Here is a 15218-nt window from a genome sequence, read left to right on the forward strand (position 1 = left end):
TTGACATTTATGTCAGTAACCGCTATTAACACTCATGTAAGTAACTAACCCGGAGCCGTCATGAACGCCCCCGTCAAGATCGATACCGATACCGACCGCCAGGCACCCACGCCGAGCGACCTCACCATCACCGTGCGCGACGAGCGCTTCAACCGTGGCACTACGCCGCGTCGCTGGTGGGCAGGCGAACCCTTCGGCACCGCATGGCATAATGCCCTTTCCGCCACCTTCCCGCGCGGAGAGGCATTCTTCATCGAGGCCGTGAAGGCGCACCGCGAAGGTGCCGACCCGCAGCTGGCCGAAGAGATCCGCGCTTTCGTGAAGCAGGAAATCAACCACACCCGCGAACACATCGCTTTCAATCGCCTCGCCGAAGATCACGGCTACGACATCAAGGCGATCGACCAGCGCGTTGCGGAGATGTTGGCCCTGACCAAAGATCGCCCGGTCATCGTCAATCTCGCCGCGACCATGGCGCTGGAACACTACACCGCCATGATGGCCGCCGAATTCCTCGCGAATCCGAAGCACTTCAAGGACGCCGATCCCGAAGTGCGCGCAATGTGGGAATGGCATTCGGTCGAGGAAATCGAACACAAGGGTGTCGCCTTCGACACCTATCTCCATGCGACGAAGGACTGGACGAAGTGGCGCCGCTGGAAGCTGCGCAGCCTCATGATGCTGATCGTGACGTTCAACTTCTTCAAGAATCGCTGCCACGACACGCTCGAACTGCTTGCGCAGGACGGAATCACCGGCTGGAAGGCCAAGTGGGGCCTGTTCAAGTACCTCACGATCACCCCGGGCGTCGTGCGCCGCATCCTTCCCGCGTGGCTGGCCTATTTCAAGCCGGGCTTCCACCCGTGGGACCACGACGATCGCGCACTGATCGGCAAGTATGAGGGCGAATTCCAGGCAGCATTGATGCCTGCCGAGTAAGAACCTCGCCAAGCGAATCGATAAGGGCCCCGCGAGCTGATCGCGGGGCCCTTTTTCGTATCAGGCAGCTTGCAGGCTGGAGGCTTGGTCCGCGTCCAGATCGAGGCTGTACATTACGCATTCGGCGTCCTCGCCGCGCCCGCAGCTGTGCCGCATGGCGGTCTTGCCGGTGGGAACGAAGCCGAGCTTACGCAACACCTTGCCCGAGGCGGGATTGTCAGTGAAGTGACCTGCCGTCAGGCGTTCGTGTCCCAGCAAGCGGGCCACCTCGATCACGCCGCGACCTGCCTCGGTCGCGAAGCCGCGGCCCCAGTACGGCCGGGCTATCCAGTAACCGAGTTCGGTAGCGCCTTCACCGGCATCGATGCCGATGCAGCCGACGAGTTGCGAACCACGTTCTGTGGGCATGGTAATGAGGAAGACCGGATATCGCGGGTCCTGCATGCGCTTGACGAAGGTAAGAGCATGCTCGGGAAGGTACGGCCAGGGCGCACGGGCAAGATTGCGGACGACTCCCTTGTCGGCGATACCGCCAAACAGTGCATCTGCATCTTCGGGCCAGGCAGGCCGCAGCAGCAGCCTTTCGGTTACATGGAACATACGTTTTACTCCCCGTAGGACCACGCTCCGGGCTCCTAGGCCGGACACGTGACAATTGCGTGATGGCGAAAGGAATTTTCGCCCAAGCGGTTTTGAAGAGGGAGAAACGACAAGAGGGAGACGGGTCGGCCCCATCTCCCTCTTCGTCTGCCGGATCGTTAGCCCGGCTGTGGGACCGTCTCGTCTGGACGATCCCGTTATCGGAGCGTCCGTTTATTCGGCAGCTTCAGCCATTTGGTCGACCGATACGTATTTGCGGCCGAGCTTGCCCGAGTGGAATCGGACGACGCCGTCGGTAAGCGCAAACAGCGTGTGGTCCTTGCCCATGCCGACGTTGACGGCCGGGTAGAACTTGGTGCCGCGCTGACGCACGATAATGTTGCCGGCGACGACGTTTTCGCTGCCGAACTTCTTCACACCAAGACGACGACCGGCTGAGTCGCGACCGTTACGCGATGAACCGCCTGCTTTTTTATGTGCCATGGTCCGGGTTCCTTACTTCTTGGATTCGGTCTTTTTGGCAGCTGCCTTCTTGGCAGGAGCCTTCTTGGCGGGAGCCGCCTTGGTAGCTGCAGCCTTCTTCGGCGCAGCCTTCTTGGCCTTGGGCGCTGCCTTCTCTTCGGAAGTGTCCTTCTTCGGAGCGGCCTTCTTTTCTTCGGCCTTCTTCGGAGCAGCCTTCTTGGCGCCGCCGGTGCCGACGTCGGTGATGCGCAGCAGCGTCATCATCTGACGGTGACCGTTCTTGCGACGGTAGTTGTGACGACGACGCTTCTTGAAGACGACGACCTTTTCGCTCTTCGCCTGGGCGATGATTTCGGCCGAAACAGTCACCTTCGAGGCGTCTTCGATCTTGTCGCCTTCGCCGGCGAGCAGGATGTCGCCCAGCGTGATGGTGTCACCGGCTTCGCCAGCCAGCTTCTCAACCGCGATCTTGTCTCCGGCGGCAACCCGGTATTGCTTGCCGCCCGTGCGCACTACTGCGAACATGGTCGTATCTCTCGTTACAAATTGCTGTGCCGCATCCTTGCGAATCTACGGCGCGCCCGTCGACCCGCTGGTGTGCGGGCCCGGAAAGAAGCGTGCCGTTAGGCGAAAGGTGCCCCCAAGTCAACGCTGGATGCGGTGGTTTTTTGGCTTTCGCACTGGCACCTGCGCTTCCGCATGCTATGTGGCGGACATGCATACAATTGCAAGTGTTCCCCTCTCCCTCGCAATGTTGTTCGCCCTGGGCGCGTGCGCATCGAGCGGCTCCGAGTATCCCTCGCTGTCGATCCGCGATGCCGAGCGGACCGAAGGAACCTTCGAAAGTCCCGAGCCCAAGCGCCTCGATGTCCCGCCCGTGGAAGTCGACCTGACCGGCGGTCTCGACGCGCGCCTGGACAGCCTGGTGGGTGCCGCGCGCGAAGCGCACGCCGAATTCAACCGGATCGAACCCGGCGCAAGGCAATTGGTCGCGGCCGCGAGCGGCAGCGATATAGCGAGCGACCGCTGGGCGGCAGCACAGGTCGCCCTCGCCGAACTCGATTCGGCTCGTAGTCGCGCCGCGGTTCCGTTGGCCGACCTCGACGCGCTCTATACTGCCAGCCGCGTCGCGGCCGACGATATCACCAAGATCGACGATGCCCGAAGCACCGTGATCGCCATGGTCAGCGAAGAGGACGCGGTCCTCGCGAACCTGCGCGGGAGCATCCGATGAGCCTTTCCTGCGCCACCTGTCCGGTACGCGACCGTGCCGCCTGCGCCGTACTGAGCGAAGAAGAGCGTGACGAATTGGCCCGGGTCGGCCGCACCCGCAAGCTGACCAAGGGCGAAACGCTTTTCTCTGCAGGTGAGAGCGAAGCCGCCTGCGCCACGCTCAAGTCGGGCGCGCTGAAGATCACCTCGACCGATATCGACGGGCGCGAGCGCATCCTGTCGCTGGTCCACCCTTCCGGTTTCATCGGGGAGATGTTCGGCCCCTATATGCGCCATGACGTCGTAGCGTTGGGCGATGCGGAGCTGTGCGTTTTCTCCGGTCCCAACTTCGCCGATGCAGTGGACCGCTTTCCCCGGCTTGGACAGGCGCTCCTGCGGCGCACGCAGGAAGATCTCTACGCCAGCCGCGAGTTGCTTGCGCTTACCGGGAATGCCTCGGCCGAGCAGCGCGTGGCAGGCGCCCTGCTCTCGCTCGCCCGTGCGGCCAGCGATTCGCCGTGTCATCCGGCGACGAGCTTCGAATTGCCTCTCTCGCGCGGCGAGCTTGCCGACATGCTGGGCATCACGATCGAAACCGTTAGCCGCATGCTCACGCGATTCGAAAAGGACGGGGCGATCAGGCGCACAGGTAAGCGCGGGATCGATCTGATCGACCCCGCGCTCTTGCCCCTCTCCTGAGGCTTCTCTTAGCGGACCAGTGCCGCGATTGTGATGGACGCTACGCCCCAGCAGAAGATGATGGCGGGCAGGATGAGCATCTGCACGGCTGCATCCTTTGCCGGAAGGCGACCCGTCAGCGTCTGGATGCCCTGACTGCGAAGCTTGGCGAACGGCATCGGCTTCGAAGCGGTTTCCGGCGCAAGCCTGGTCCAGATGGCGGGAACGCCGAATGCCGCAACAATGACCAATGCAAAGACGGTCATCGGGATGATGAGACCCGGCGTCGGGAGACCGGTAGCCATGATGGCAATGAAGCCGAGGTAGAGCGCGACCGTCGCGCCATACAGGCCCTTGGGCAGCTCGAACGTGCGATCGGCCTCGTGGTGCTTGGCCGGCGCTTTGACGATAGCGGCCTGCTCGGCGACCAGGTCACGGGTAAGATGCTTCGACATGACGATCTCCTTTGTTGGAGCCTTTCTGCCGCACCCCGGATCACGCTTCCTTGATCGAAATCAAACCGCGAAATTTATTGCCATCTGGCGAGATCTTCGTGGTCCTGACCGCGCGGTTCGATCCAGTGCCAGCCGTCATCGCGCCTCTCGCGCTTCCACAGCCATGCGGCGGACTTGAGGTGGTCCATGAGATAATCGGCGGCCTCGAATGCATCGCGCCGGTGGCGTGCCGCAGTCGCGACCAGAACGATCGCCTCACCCGGCATCATCACCCCGATCCGGTGCCAGACCAGTGCGCCATCCAGGCCGAACCTGCTCGCAGCAGTTTTGGCCAAGTCCTCCATGCCCGGAAGCGTAAGCGGTTCGTAATGCGTCAGTTCCAGCGCGCGGACATTGCCGTCGGGACGGACCTTGCCGAGGAAGGAGACCACACCGCCCGCTTCGCCATGCGCCGCGTTGAAGGCCGCCAGAGCCTCGCCCACCGACATCCCCCTGTCGAGCAGCCGGACGTCGAGCGGGCTGGAGATGAATAGCCTAGCCACCGCTCACCGGGGGCAGCAGCGCGACCTCGTCACCATCTTCCGCCATGAGCGCGCGCTTGTCTGCCAGCACACGGCCCTTGCAGGCGACATTGACGCGTTCGAGTTCGAGCTGTTCGGCTACTTCGGCGCCGACCGCGTCGATCAGGCCCGCCCAGTCGAGTGGTGCATCGACTTCGCGCTCCTTTTCGCCAGCAAGGTCGGCAAGCGGTCCGAGGAAGAGAATGGTCACGCTCATCAGGTGACCTGCAGATACTGACCGGTCACACCGGGAGCGTCGGCCAGATAGGCTTCGGTCTTGTCGATCCCGGGCCCCTCGCCCGCGACGAAATTGACGCGGCGCGGCGTATGCTTGCGCGCCAGCATGGCAACAGCAGCCTTGCGCCATTCGGAATGGGTGTGATCGGCAGGAACGAGGACGACCATAACGTCCAGCCCGTCGCCAAGCGCACGTTCGATCGGGTCGAGCCAGTTCTGGTGGAACAGCCCCGCCGCAGCGAGAGGCTCTTCCGGCAGTCCCTCGACCTCGATACGCTTCATCAGCGACGCTCGCGGTGGAGCGTGATCCCGATCTTCTCGCCCGCCTCGGCAATGGCGAGCTTCACGATCTTCACCGTGACCGCCTCGATCCGCTTGTCCTGCAGGAACAGCGTTTCGCAGACATGGTCGGCCACCGCCTCGATCAGCTTGAAATGGACGCCCTCTGGCAGCGCCTGCGACGCGGCGAACTTGAGGTCCATGTAATTCTTCGAATCGTCGAGCGGCGTATCGGCATCGTAGTGGTGCAGCGGTTTCATCCGCACCTGGATAGTGAAGCGCAGCGGCTGCGGCTTGCCGGTCTCTTCGGAATAGATGCCGGTCAGGACATCATGTTCGAAATCGGCGACTTCGAGGATCAGCGAATCGGTCATGAAGGTTCCCTAGCGCGGATTGGACCAGCGCGCGAAGATCGCCGTGGGCAACATCCGACCGCCCTCTTCCTGCACGGCGAGGTCGCCATGCTCGATCTTGCCGGGAAGGCCTTCGAAGACCTCCTGCAACAGCCCGCCGAGCGCGAGGCTGCTCATGCGCACGGCATAGACCGTGAGGAAGAGGAAGCTGCTGTCCTTGTCGAGCAGCTGTCGGCAATCCGAGACGAGATCGGGCAGGCCCTGTTCGAGCCGCCAAACCTCGCCATCGGGTCCGCGCCCGAATTTGGGCGGATCGAGGATGATGCCGTCGTAGCGACGCCCGCGACGAACCTCGCGTGCGGTGTATTTCATCGCATCTTCGACCAGCCAGCGAACGGGACGGTCGTCGAGGCCGGCCAGCGCAGCATTCTCGCGCGCCTGTGCGACCGACTTCTTGCTCGCATCGACATGGGTGACGCGGCCATATCTGCTCAGCGCCTGTGTGCCGACGCCAGTATAGCCGAACAGGTTCATCGTCTCGGCATCGGCGCGCCCTTCAAGCTGCTCGCCCATCCATGTCCAGACGGGCGCCATGTCGGGGAAGAAACCAAGGTGGCGGAAGGGCGTGCACTGTGCAGTGAAGCGGACCTGGTCGCCCCAGCCAAGTTGCCAGCCATCGCGCGGGACTTCGCGGAAGTACTGCCAGCGGCCGCCGCCGTCCTCGTCGCTGCCGGGCACGAATTCGGCGTGGGCGTCCCACTCTTCCATGCGCGGGGTCCACATGGCCTGCGGTTCGGGCCTCACGAAGCGATAGTCGCCATAGGCTTCGAACTTGCGGCCATGCCCGCTGTCGAGCAGGCGGTAGCCGTCCCAGCCTTCGCCGATCATCAGTACCGGATTACGGACGAGCTCGGCCATCAGGAAGCCTTCTCCATGATGTGGTCGCGCACAGCCTCGTAGGTGCCGGGCAGTTCTATATAGCTTTCTTCGCGGGCGAAGAGGTCGCCCACGCGGGATGGCAGACCGGGACGCAGGCCCGTCGCACGCTCCACCGCATCGGGGAACTTCGCCGGATGCGCCGTTGCCAGCGTCACCACGGGCGTGGTCGGCTCGATACCGGCCCTGCGCGCCGCATGGAGACCGATCGCAGTATGCGGGTCGAGCATCTCGCCGCATTCCTCGCAGGCCCAACGCATCGCCTGTAGCGTATCGTGCTCATCCGCGCGGGCGCTGGTGAACATGGCCGAAGCGCCCTCGCGCTGCGAATTGGTCAGGCGCATAGCCTTCGCTGCATCGAAATCGCGCATTTGCTGCGCGAGGGCCAGTCCGTCGCGGCCACCCACATCGAACAGCAGGCGCTCGAAGTTGGAACTGACCTGGATATCCATGCTCGGTGCGGCAGTGGGCGTGACGGTACCGGTCGAATAGTCGCCCTCGGCCAGAGCGCGGTGGAGAATGTCGTTCACATTGGTCGCGACGATGAGCTTTTCGATCGGCAGGCCCATCCGCGCCGCAACGTGACCTGCAAAGACATCGCCGAAATTGCCGGTCGGGACGCTGAAGGCGAGCTTGCGCTCGGGCCCGCCCAGCTGGAGCGAGGCGGCGAAGTAATAGACCACCTGCGCCATCAGGCGCGCCCAGTTGATCGAGTTGACCGCACCGATACGATGCTTGGCCGTCACGTCTGCATCTGCGAAGATTCGCTTCACCATCGCCTGTGCATCATCGAAGCTGCCGTCGATGGCGATATTGTGGACGTTGGGTGCGCGCACCGTGGTCATCTGGCGGCGCTGGACATCGCTCACCCGCCCCTTGGGATGGAGCATGAAGATCTCGACATTCTCGAGACCCGCGACCGCGTCGATGGCGGCGCTTCCGGTATCGCCGCTGGTCGCACCGACAATGGTCAGGCTGCCTTCCTCGCGGCCGAGAAATTCCTCGAACAGCAGGCCGAGCATCTGCAGCGCCACGTCCTTGAAGGCGAGCGTCGGGCCGTGGAAGAGTTCGAGCACCCAGTGCTGCTCGTCCAGCTGCACCAGCGGGGTAACCGCCTTGTGGGCGAAGCGGCCATAGGCCTTGGCCGTGAGTTCGCGCAGGCGTTCGGGTGTCAGGCAGTCGCCAACGAACGGCTCCATCACGCGTGCGGCCAGCTCGGCATAGGGAAGCCCGCGCATGGCGGCGATCTCTTCCACTGAGAACTGCGGCCAGCTTTCGGGCACGTAGAGACCGCCATCACTGGCAAGACCTGCCAGCGTGACTCCTGCAAAATCGAGGCTCGGGGCCTCACCGCGTGTCGAGACGTATTTCATGTCGCCAAGGCGGTTAGCCGCGCAGGTCCAAGCGGGCAAGCAAGCGGGTGTTTAGTCGTCCCTAGCCTTGGTGGCAGGACGGCGACGCAGCGCGAGGATGTAGATGACAAGCGCGGTGAGCGCGAAAAAGAACCACTGCCCGGCATAGGCGAGGTGGTTGTTGGGCAGATCGCGCGGGTCCGGGGTGGCGAGCGGCTCCAGCCCTGCCAGCGGTTCTGCGGCCACTACTCGGCCACCGGGCGCGATAGTGCCTCTTACTTCGCCGCCGCTCCACTCGACCGGAGCGGGATTGCGCGAAAAGCCGAGATCGACCTTTACCGGTGTGCCGTCCTCCAGCTGGCAGAGGACGCGCTGCGCCATGCCCTTTTCGCCGCGGGCGCTGGTTCCGGCAGTCGTCGTCCCGCCCGATGCGCTGGCACACTGGATCGTGGTGCGACGATACATGGCTGCCTCGATGCCAGCCTCGTCGCGGGGATATTCGACCTCCGACGACATCTTCAGCGATTGCTCCGCCTGCGCGATCAGGGCTTCCTTTTCGCCCATCCGGCCAAGCTGCCAGAAGCCCAGCGCAATCATGACCGCGATGGCGCCGGCCACGATGATCGTCGGGATGATGGGAATGTTGCGGGTCATCTTGGGTTTCGTCCGATCGAAAAAGCGAAAGGGGCAGTCGCGGACTTGCCGGACTGCCCCTTTTCATGTGTCCGGCAAGCCGGAAGGTATCAGTGGAACTCAGCGCCCCAGCCGCCCCAGACGTAGACGACGGCGAAGAGGAACAGCCACACCACGTCGACGAAGTGCCAGTACCAGGCAGCGGCTTCGAAGCCGAAGTGCTGGCGCGGCGTGAAGTGGCCGGCGTAGGCGCGCACGAGGCAGACGATCAGGAAGATCGTGCCGACGAGCACGTGGAAGCCGTGGAAGCCGGTCGCCATGTAGAAGGCCGAGCTGTAGGTGTTGCCGCCGAATGCGAACGGAGCAACGCCGTATTCGTAAGCCTGGATCGCGGTGAAGACCGCGCCGAGCAGGATGGTCGCCCACAGGCCCTTCTTGAGGCCGTCGCGGTCACCGTGGATCAGCGCGTGGTGCGCCCAGGTAACCGTGGTGCCCGAGCACAGCAGGATCAGCGTGTTGAGCAGTGGGAGGCTGAACGGATTGATCACTTCCTCGATTGCTGCAGGCGGGAACTGGCCGCCGACGACTTCCGAAATCTCGGAAGGGAAGAGGGAGAAGTCGAACCAGCTCCAGAACCAGCCGACGAAGAACATCACTTCCGAAGCGATGAAGAGAATCATGCCGTAGCGCATGTGCAGCTGCACGATCGGCGTGTGATCGCCGCGCTGCGCTTCCTTCACGATGTTCGAGAACCAGGCGAAGAAAGTGGCGATGAGGCCTGCGATACCGAGGCCCAGCACGAGATGGGCGCTGCCCATTTCATGCATGAACAGAACCATGCCGCTGGTGAAGGTCAGCGCCGAGATCGAGCCGATCAGCGGCCAGATGTCGGGTTCGAGGATGTGATATTCGTGATTGACGTTACCAGCCATAGTACCTGTGTCCTGGGTTTCGCTATGCGGGTGCCCTTAATGCGCAAGAACGCGCGGGTCTAGGGGGCAGCCGAGGTTATTCTTGCGTTCGTGGTCTAATCGATCGCTTCGTGGAAGGTATAGGACAGGGTGATCTGCTCCACCCCTTCCATATTGGGATCGTCCAGTGCCTTGGGATCGACGAAGTACAGCACGGGCATGCGCACTTCCTGACCGGGCTGCAGCGTCTGCTCGGTGAAGCAGAAACACTGGATCTTGTTGAAATAGGCGCCTGCCTGTTCCGGCTCGACATTGAAGGTCGCAGTGCCGGTTACCGGGCGGTCCGAATTGTTCTTCGCGAGATAGATCGCCATGTCGCGCTGGCCGATGGTGACGGTATCGGTCACCTGTTCGGGCTTAAACGTCCAGCCGAGGCCCGGCGCGGTCGTGGCATCGAAGCGGATCGAGATTTGCTGGCCGCCCGCTGCCTGTCCGATCCGTTCGGCAATGGCCGCTTCGCTTTCGGTTGCGCGCTGGGTGGTGCCGCCGAAACCGGTGACCTGGCAAAACAGCTGGTAGAGCGGGACCGCCGCATATCCGAGACCCAGCATGCCCGCCGCCGCCAGCAGGGCGAGCATCGCCGTGCGGTTCTTCCGGTTTTGCAAAGTCGCGGTGGTCATAAGTCCCTCACATCCTCACGATGGTGATTGCGTAGAACAGGATCGCCATGAACAGCAGGATGCCGCCGAGCACGAGATTACGGCTCTTCTGGCGGCGGCGTAGTTCCTTTTCCTCTTCGGGGGTCATCCGAAAACTCCGTATTGGGCTGCGACCCGGTCGACAACCAGCGCCGCGAACAGGGCGAACAGGTAGAAAACGCTAAAGGCGAACAGACGTTTCTCGAGGCTCATCTTGTCGCCTTCGACTGCCGTACGCAGGGCGACAGGCACGCTCATCAGCAGGAAGACGAGCGACAGCACGATTGCGGTCATACCATAGAACGCCCCGGTGCCGCCGATGAACCACGGCGCGGCAGCGATCGGAACCAGCAGGATGCAATAGGCGAGGATCTGGCGACGCGTCGAACGTTCGCCTTTGACCACCGGCATCATCGGGATGCCGACCTTGGCATAGTCGCTCTGCACGAACAGGGCGAGCGCCCAGAAGTGCGGCGGGGTCCAGAAGAAGATGATCGCGAACAGCAGGACCGGCATAAGGGTGATGTCGCCGGTCACCGCGATCCAGCCGATCATGGGCGGAAATGCCCCGGCTCCGCCGCCGATAACGATATTCTGCGGCGTGCGAGGCTTCAGCCAGATCGTATAGACCACCGCATAGTAGATGATGCTGATCAGGAGGATCGCTGCCGCGAGCCAATTCACGCCCAGGCCCATGATGACCACCGAGGCAGCGGAGATCAGGATGCCGAAGTCACGCGCGTCGGTGCGGTTCATCCGCCCGGCGGGCAGAGGGCGCTTGGACGTGCGCTTCATGCCTGCATCGATATCCGCTTCCCACCACTGGTTCAGCGCCGCGGCACCGCCCGCGCCAAGCGCAATGCAGAGGATTGCGGTGAAACCGATGATGGGATGGATGCTTCCCGGAGCCGCCAGCAGACCACACAGGCCGGTGAAAATCACGAGGCTCATCACGCGCGGCTTGGTCAGCGCGAAAAAGTCGCGCCAGTCCGCGGGGAGCTGGGTGGAGGGTGTGGTTGCTTCGGTCATGGGATTCGCTTGGGCGCCCTATAGTGACTCAGAGCCGCTGAATCCAGTCAATCAGCAAGCGGTTCACCTCGTCGGGGCGCTCCTGCTGTGTCCAGTGGCCGACGCCCTCCAGAATATGTCCTTCGACCTTCGGAGCGAACATCCGCATAAGAGCAACCGGATCCTCCACCGCGCCGAACAGGTAGGTGGCCGGATCACGCGTTCCGCCGATGAACAGGGCGGGCTGTTCGATCTGCTTGCCCTGCCAGGTCTGCAGCCATTCGTAGTCGTCGACATGATTCCGATAGCGGTTGAGCGGACCGCGGAAGCCCGACTGCTTGAACTCCGCCTCGTAGAAATCGAGGTCCTCCTCGGTCAGCCAATCGACAGGCTGCGGATCGGGCAGGCCTTCGAGGAAGGTCGCGCCATAAGGCTTGGTCCAGTATTCGCCCGGCGGCACGTCGCCGCTGATCGAATACATCATGCGGGCGACCCAGTCGCGCGGGTCCTTTTCCGCCTCGGCCTCGGCAACGCCCGGTTCCTGGAAATATTCCTGATAGAAGAACTTGCCCTGGCTCGTGAAATGCTCGTGGAAGACCTCGGTGAAGGGGCGGCTCGGGACGCCAGCGAAGGGCACCGAAAGACCGGCTACTGCACGGAAATGCTCCGGATGGGTCAGCGCCGAGTTCCACACGATGGGGGCACCCCAGTCGTGCCCGACAAGGATAGCGGGCCGGTCGGGCGACAGCGCTTTCCTCAGACCGACCAGATCGCCGACGATATGCTCCATCGCATAGGCATCGATCGGTTCGGGCTTGCCCGAACCGCCATAGCCGCGAACGTCGATCGCGCAGGCGGTGAACCCGGCCTCTGCCAACGGACCCAGCTGGTGGCGCCAGCTGTACCAGCTTTCCGGAAAGCCGTGGACCAGGATAACCAGCGGCCCCTCTCCCTCTATTGCGCATCTAAGGCTCAGGTCTCCGACACCGATGGTCCGCATTTCGGGCATGAAAAATCCTCTCGTCCGCACAAAAGAAAACGGCCGGTCCCTTGTGGAACCGGCCGCTTGTTTCTGTCCAGTGATTAGCGCGCTCAGGCCGTTGCAGGCTTCGCATCGCCAATGTGGTCGTGGTGGTCGTGGTGGTCCTCGATCACCGGCAGTTCGCTGAACTGGTGGAACGGCGGCGGGCTCGACAGGCTCCACTCGAGCGTGGTCGCACCTTCGCCCCAGTAGTTGTCTTCCGCCTTCTTGCCGGCGACGAATGCGTAGATGATGTTCACGAAGAACAGGATCATCGAAAGCGCCATGATCGTGTAGCCGAGCGAGCTGATCTCGTTCCAGTAGGCATAGGCATCGGCATAGTCGGGGTAGCGACGCGGCATACCCTGCCAGCCGAGGAAGTGCTGCGGGAAGAAGATCACGTTCACGCCGATGAAGAAGCCCCAGAAGTGCAGGTGGCTCAGCAGTTCGGAGTGCATCCGGCCGCTCATCTTCGGGAACCAGTAATAGAAGCCCGCGAACATCGAGAAGACGGCACCCATCGACAGCACGTAGTGGAAGTGAGCCACCACGAAGTAGGTGTCGTGAACCACGTCGTCGACGCCGCCATTGGCGAGGTAGACACCGGTCACACCGCCGACGGTGAACAGGAAGATGAAGCCAAGGGCCCAGACCATGGGCGACTTGAATTCGATCGAACCGCCCCACATCGTGGCGATCCAGCTGAAGATCTTCACGCCGGTCGGAACCGCGATCACCATGGTGGCCGCGGTGAAGTACATCTTCGTGTTCACGTCGAGGCCCACGGTGTACATGTGGTGCGCCCAGACGATGAAGCCGACGACGCCGATCGCGACCATGGCGTAGGCCATGCCGAGGTAGCCGAAGACCGGCTTGCGGCTGAAGGTCGCAACGATCTGCGAGATCATGCCGAAGCCCGGCAGGATCATGATGTACACTTCGGGGTGACCGAAGAACCAGAACAGGTGCTGGTAAAGGATCGGGTCGCCGCCGCCTGCCGGATCGAAGAAGGTCGTACCGAAGTTACGGTCCGTGATCAGCATGGTGATGGCAGCTGCGAGGACCGGAAGGGCCAGCAGCAGAAGGAATGCGGTAACCAGCACCGACCATACGAACAGCGGCATCTTGTGCAAGGTCATGCCCGGCGCACGCATGTTGAAGATGGTGGTGATGAAGTTGGTCGCACCCAGGATCGAGCCTGCACCGGCAAGGTGCAGCGAGAAGATCGCGAAGTCGACAGCCGGACCCGTCGAGCCCGAGGTCGAGAGCGGTGCATAAACCGTCCAGCCCACGCCCGCGCCGAGGCCCGTGCCGCCCGGTACGAAGAGCGAGAAGCAGAGGCTGACGAAACCGGCAACGGTGAGCCAGAACGAGATGTTGTTCATGCGCGGGAAGGCCATGTCCGGTGCGCCGATCATCAGCGGTACGAACCAGTTGCCGAAGCCGCCGATCATCGCCGGCATGACCATGAAGAAGACCATGATCAGGCCGTGGGCGGTGATGAACACGTTCCACATGTGGAGATTGGCATCGAAGCTTGCTTCGCCGCCGAAGAATTCGACCCACCAGCCAAGGTACTGGATACCCGGCTCTGCAAGTTCGAAGCGCATCACGCCCGACATCGCGCCGCCGATGATACCGGCGATGATCGCGAAGATCAGGTAAAGCGTACCGATGTCCTTGTGGTTGGTGGACATGAACCAACGCGCGAAGAAGCCGGGCTTGTGATCGGCGTCGTGTGCGTGGTCGTCGGTATGAGCCTGGAAGCTGTCGGCGGTAGTGGCCATCGTGCTATACTCTCGCGTCTATCGTAAACTTGATTATTCAGCCGGGTTTTCGACCGGCGGAGCGCCTGCACCCGCTGCATCGGGAACTGCGCTTTCGGGAGTCTGGACCGGCACCATCTCGGCTTCGGTGCCAGCGCCTTCGGCAGCCTTCACGGTGCCGCCCTGCGCCAGGACCCAGGCATTGTACTGGTCCATCGGCAGTGCTTCGACCGCGATAGGCATGTAGCCATGACGGGCACCGCAGAGTTCCGAACACTGGCCGTAGTAAACGCCCGGCTCGTCAATCTGGAAGATGCGCTCGTTCAGGCGGCCCGGAACAGCGTCCATCTTGAACCAGAGGCTCGGCACCGCGAACGAGTGGATAACGTCGGCAGCGGTAACCTGCAGGCGGATGGGAACACCCGCGGGCACGACCATGCGGTTGTCGACTGCCAGTTGGTGCGGTTCGCCGCGCGCATCGGCTTCTTCCTTCTCGAGCATGTTCGAGACGATTTCGAAGTCGCCATTGTCAGGGTAAGCGTAGCCCCAGTACCACTGGTAACCGATCGCCTTGATGGTGATCGCATCCTTCGGCGGGGTTTCGTACTGCTTGGCAATCAGCGTGATCGAGGGAACCGCGATCACCAGCAGGATGAGTGCCGGCACGACAGTCCAGATGACTTCGATCACCGTGTTGTGACTGGTCTTCGACGGGACGGGGTTGGCCGACCGGCGGAAACGGAAAACCGTGTAGAGAAGCAGGACGAGCACGAAGATGCTGATCGCCGCCATGACCCAAATCAGGCCGTAGTGAAGACCATAGGCGAGTTCACCATTCTCGGAATACTGGGGCTGGATGTCCCATCCACCGGCTACGGGCATACCCTTGCCTTCGGTCGGAGCCATCGGCGTGTAGGCGTCGCTGCCTTCCGCAACCGCGTCGGGATTCGCGACGTCGGCGGCTTCCGCGGGATCGACGGATTCGAGTTGCGCTGCTTCGGTTGCGTCCTGCGCCATGGCGGCAGGCGTGCCGATGACCAGCGAAAACGCCAGTGCGAGGCTGGCTACGATCCGGTGAAATCCGAGAGTTTTCATTACGTTGGAACTCTTTCGTGTCG

At 62.6% G+C, this 15218-nt stretch carries 20 protein-coding genes; 3 read left to right on the forward strand and 17 right to left on the reverse strand.

Annotation, left to right across the window (positions count from 1 at the left end):
• The first annotated feature begins 60 nt into the window (after nt 1–60).
• Nucleotides 61–939 carry a metal-dependent hydrolase gene (locus tag K3165_RS04260; protein ID WP_221547565.1) on the forward strand — a complete coding sequence of 293 codons (879 nt, stop codon included), beginning with the start codon at nt 61–63 and terminating at the stop codon, nt 937–939.
• A gap of 60 nt (nt 940–999) precedes the next feature.
• Here the strand turns inward: K3165_RS04260 and K3165_RS04265 are convergent, their stop codons facing one another.
• The 3 genes from K3165_RS04265 to rplU all read right to left on the reverse strand — a co-directional run bounded on the left by K3165_RS04265 (nt 1000) and on the right by rplU (nt 2526).
• Entirely contained in the window at nt 1000–1539 is a 540-nt protein-coding gene (locus tag K3165_RS04265) for a GNAT family N-acetyltransferase (RefSeq protein ID WP_221547566.1), read from the reverse strand.
• Nucleotides 1540–1752: 213 nt separating this feature from the next.
• A complete protein-coding gene (rpmA, locus tag K3165_RS04270; protein ID WP_006833595.1) occupies nt 1753–2022 on the reverse strand; it encodes a 50S ribosomal protein L27 in 270 nt (89 codons plus the stop codon).
• 12 nt (nt 2023–2034) lie between these two features.
• Nucleotides 2035–2526: a 50S ribosomal protein L21 gene (gene rplU / locus K3165_RS04275; protein ID WP_221547567.1), complete on the reverse strand. Its 492-nt coding sequence runs from the start codon at nt 2524–2526 to the stop codon at nt 2035–2037.
• Between the two features lie 226 nt (nt 2527–2752).
• Between rplU and K3165_RS04280 the strand changes: the two genes are divergently transcribed.
• Nucleotides 2753–3235, forward strand: a complete 483-nt coding sequence (locus K3165_RS04280; RefSeq protein WP_221548390.1) for a hypothetical protein — start codon at nt 2753–2755, stop codon at nt 3233–3235.
• Nucleotides 3232–3912, forward strand: coding sequence for a Crp/Fnr family transcriptional regulator (locus tag K3165_RS04285; RefSeq protein WP_221547568.1), 681 nt, complete (start codon nt 3232–3234; stop codon nt 3910–3912). Before K3165_RS04280 ends, K3165_RS04285 begins: the two co-directional genes overlap by 4 nt.
• 8 nt (nt 3913–3920) lie before the next feature.
• Here the strand turns inward: K3165_RS04285 and K3165_RS04290 are convergent, their stop codons facing one another.
• The 14 genes from K3165_RS04290 to coxB form a co-directional block, all read right to left on the reverse strand.
• On the reverse strand, nt 3921–4346 hold the full coding sequence (locus K3165_RS04290; RefSeq protein WP_221547569.1) for a hypothetical protein: 426 nt from the start codon (nt 4344–4346) through the stop codon (nt 3921–3923).
• Nucleotides 4347–4420: 74 nt separating this feature from the next.
• The gene (locus tag K3165_RS04295) at nt 4421–4834 is read right to left on the reverse strand and encodes a molybdenum cofactor biosynthesis protein MoaE (RefSeq protein ID WP_221548321.1); all 414 of its coding nucleotides are present in this window, start codon (nt 4832–4834) and stop codon (nt 4421–4423) included.
• A gap of 46 nt (nt 4835–4880) precedes the next feature.
• Nucleotides 4881–5123 (reverse strand): MoaD/ThiS family protein, encoded by a 243-nt coding sequence (locus K3165_RS04300; protein WP_221547570.1) that lies wholly within the window; start codon nt 5121–5123, stop codon nt 4881–4883.
• A complete protein-coding gene (locus tag K3165_RS04305) occupies nt 5123–5425 on the reverse strand; it encodes a Rossmann fold domain-containing protein (RefSeq protein WP_221547571.1) in 303 nt (100 codons plus the stop codon). The genes K3165_RS04300 and K3165_RS04305 overlap by 1 nt, the downstream gene beginning before the upstream one ends.
• Entirely contained in the window at nt 5425–5796 is a 372-nt protein-coding gene (locus K3165_RS04310) for a dihydroneopterin aldolase (RefSeq protein WP_221547572.1), read from the reverse strand. Before K3165_RS04310 ends, K3165_RS04305 begins: the two co-directional genes overlap by 1 nt.
• A 9-nt stretch (nt 5797–5805) precedes the next feature.
• Nucleotides 5806–6693 (reverse strand): class I SAM-dependent methyltransferase, encoded by an 888-nt coding sequence (locus K3165_RS04315; RefSeq protein WP_221547573.1) that lies wholly within the window; start codon nt 6691–6693, stop codon nt 5806–5808.
• Nucleotides 6693–8084 (reverse strand): threonine synthase, encoded by a 1392-nt coding sequence (gene thrC, locus K3165_RS04320; RefSeq protein WP_221547574.1) that lies wholly within the window; start codon nt 8082–8084, stop codon nt 6693–6695. The genes K3165_RS04315 and thrC overlap by 1 nt, the downstream gene beginning before the upstream one ends.
• A 51-nt stretch (nt 8085–8135) precedes the next feature.
• Nucleotides 8136–8717 (reverse strand): SURF1 family protein, encoded by a 582-nt coding sequence (locus K3165_RS04325; RefSeq protein ID WP_221547575.1) that lies wholly within the window; start codon nt 8715–8717, stop codon nt 8136–8138.
• A gap of 89 nt (nt 8718–8806) precedes the next feature.
• Nucleotides 8807–9628, reverse strand: a complete 822-nt coding sequence (locus K3165_RS04330) for a cytochrome c oxidase subunit 3 (RefSeq protein WP_221547576.1) — start codon at nt 9626–9628, stop codon at nt 8807–8809.
• 95 nt (nt 9629–9723) lie between these two features.
• The gene (locus tag K3165_RS04335; protein ID WP_221547577.1) at nt 9724–10287 is read right to left on the reverse strand and encodes a cytochrome c oxidase assembly protein; all 564 of its coding nucleotides are present in this window, start codon (nt 10285–10287) and stop codon (nt 9724–9726) included.
• 123 nt (nt 10288–10410) lie between these two features.
• A complete protein-coding gene (locus K3165_RS04340; protein WP_221547578.1) occupies nt 10411–11334 on the reverse strand; it encodes a heme o synthase in 924 nt (307 codons plus the stop codon).
• Nucleotides 11335–11362: 28 nt separating this feature from the next.
• Nucleotides 11363–12322 (reverse strand): alpha/beta fold hydrolase, encoded by a 960-nt coding sequence (locus K3165_RS04345; RefSeq protein ID WP_247713878.1) that lies wholly within the window; start codon nt 12320–12322, stop codon nt 11363–11365.
• 83 nt (nt 12323–12405) lie between these two features.
• The gene (ctaD, locus tag K3165_RS04350) at nt 12406–14121 is read right to left on the reverse strand and encodes a cytochrome c oxidase subunit I (RefSeq protein WP_221547579.1); all 1716 of its coding nucleotides are present in this window, start codon (nt 14119–14121) and stop codon (nt 12406–12408) included.
• Between the two features lie 33 nt (nt 14122–14154).
• Entirely contained in the window at nt 14155–15195 is a 1041-nt protein-coding gene (gene coxB, locus K3165_RS04355) for a cytochrome c oxidase subunit II (RefSeq protein WP_247713879.1), read from the reverse strand.
• Between the last annotated feature and the right edge of the window lie 23 nt (nt 15196–15218).

It is taken from the genome of Qipengyuania xiamenensis (assembly GCF_019711495.1).
Taxonomy (GTDB): domain Bacteria; phylum Pseudomonadota; class Alphaproteobacteria; order Sphingomonadales; family Sphingomonadaceae; genus Qipengyuania; species Qipengyuania xiamenensis.

What these genes read in the sequence shown, in the direction of transcription:
- K3165_RS04300 (WP_221547570.1), bottom strand. Translation starts at nt 5,123, where the DNA reads ATGAGCGTGACCATTCTCTTCCTCGGACCGCTTGCCGACCTTGCTGGC.
- K3165_RS04290 (WP_221547569.1), bottom strand. Translation starts at nt 4,346, where the DNA reads ATGTCGAAGCATCTTACCCGTGACCTGGTCGCCGAGCAGGCCGCTATC.
- ctaD (WP_221547579.1), bottom strand. Translation starts at nt 14,121, where the DNA reads ATGGCCACTACCGCCGACAGCTTCCAGGCTCATACCGACGACCACGCA.
- K3165_RS04280 (WP_221548390.1), top strand. Translation starts at nt 2,753, where the DNA reads ATGTTGTTCGCCCTGGGCGCGTGCGCATCGAGCGGCTCCGAGTATCCC.
- thrC (WP_221547574.1), bottom strand. Translation starts at nt 8,084, where the DNA reads ATGAAATACGTCTCGACACGCGGTGAGGCCCCGAGCCTCGATTTTGCA.
- K3165_RS04265 (WP_221547566.1), bottom strand. Translation starts at nt 1,539, where the DNA reads ATGTTCCATGTAACCGAAAGGCTGCTGCTGCGGCCTGCCTGGCCCGAA.
- K3165_RS04305 (WP_221547571.1), bottom strand. Translation starts at nt 5,425, where the DNA reads ATGAAGCGTATCGAGGTCGAGGGACTGCCGGAAGAGCCTCTCGCTGCG.
- coxB (WP_247713879.1), bottom strand. Translation starts at nt 15,195, where the DNA reads ATGAAAACTCTCGGATTTCACCGGATCGTAGCCAGCCTCGCACTGGCG.
- K3165_RS04325 (WP_221547575.1), bottom strand. Translation starts at nt 8,717, where the DNA reads ATGACCCGCAACATTCCCATCATCCCGACGATCATCGTGGCCGGCGCC.
- K3165_RS04285 (WP_221547568.1), top strand. Translation starts at nt 3,232, where the DNA reads ATGAGCCTTTCCTGCGCCACCTGTCCGGTACGCGACCGTGCCGCCTGC.
- K3165_RS04260 (WP_221547565.1), top strand. Translation starts at nt 61, where the DNA reads ATGAACGCCCCCGTCAAGATCGATACCGATACCGACCGCCAGGCACCC.
- rplU (WP_221547567.1), bottom strand. Translation starts at nt 2,526, where the DNA reads ATGTTCGCAGTAGTGCGCACGGGCGGCAAGCAATACCGGGTTGCCGCC.
- K3165_RS04335 (WP_221547577.1), bottom strand. Translation starts at nt 10,287, where the DNA reads ATGACCACCGCGACTTTGCAAAACCGGAAGAACCGCACGGCGATGCTC.
- K3165_RS04295 (WP_221548321.1), bottom strand. Translation starts at nt 4,834, where the DNA reads ATGTCGGTGGGCGAGGCTCTGGCGGCCTTCAACGCGGCGCATGGCGAA.
- K3165_RS04340 (WP_221547578.1), bottom strand. Translation starts at nt 11,334, where the DNA reads ATGACCGAAGCAACCACACCCTCCACCCAGCTCCCCGCGGACTGGCGC.
- K3165_RS04345 (WP_247713878.1), bottom strand. Translation starts at nt 12,322, where the DNA reads ATGCCCGAAATGCGGACCATCGGTGTCGGAGACCTGAGCCTTAGATGC.
- K3165_RS04315 (WP_221547573.1), bottom strand. Translation starts at nt 6,693, where the DNA reads ATGGCCGAGCTCGTCCGTAATCCGGTACTGATGATCGGCGAAGGCTGG.
- rpmA (WP_006833595.1), bottom strand. Translation starts at nt 2,022, where the DNA reads ATGGCACATAAAAAAGCAGGCGGTTCATCGCGTAACGGTCGCGACTCA.
- K3165_RS04330 (WP_221547576.1), bottom strand. Translation starts at nt 9,628, where the DNA reads ATGGCTGGTAACGTCAATCACGAATATCACATCCTCGAACCCGACATC.
- K3165_RS04310 (WP_221547572.1), bottom strand. Translation starts at nt 5,796, where the DNA reads ATGACCGATTCGCTGATCCTCGAAGTCGCCGATTTCGAACATGATGTC.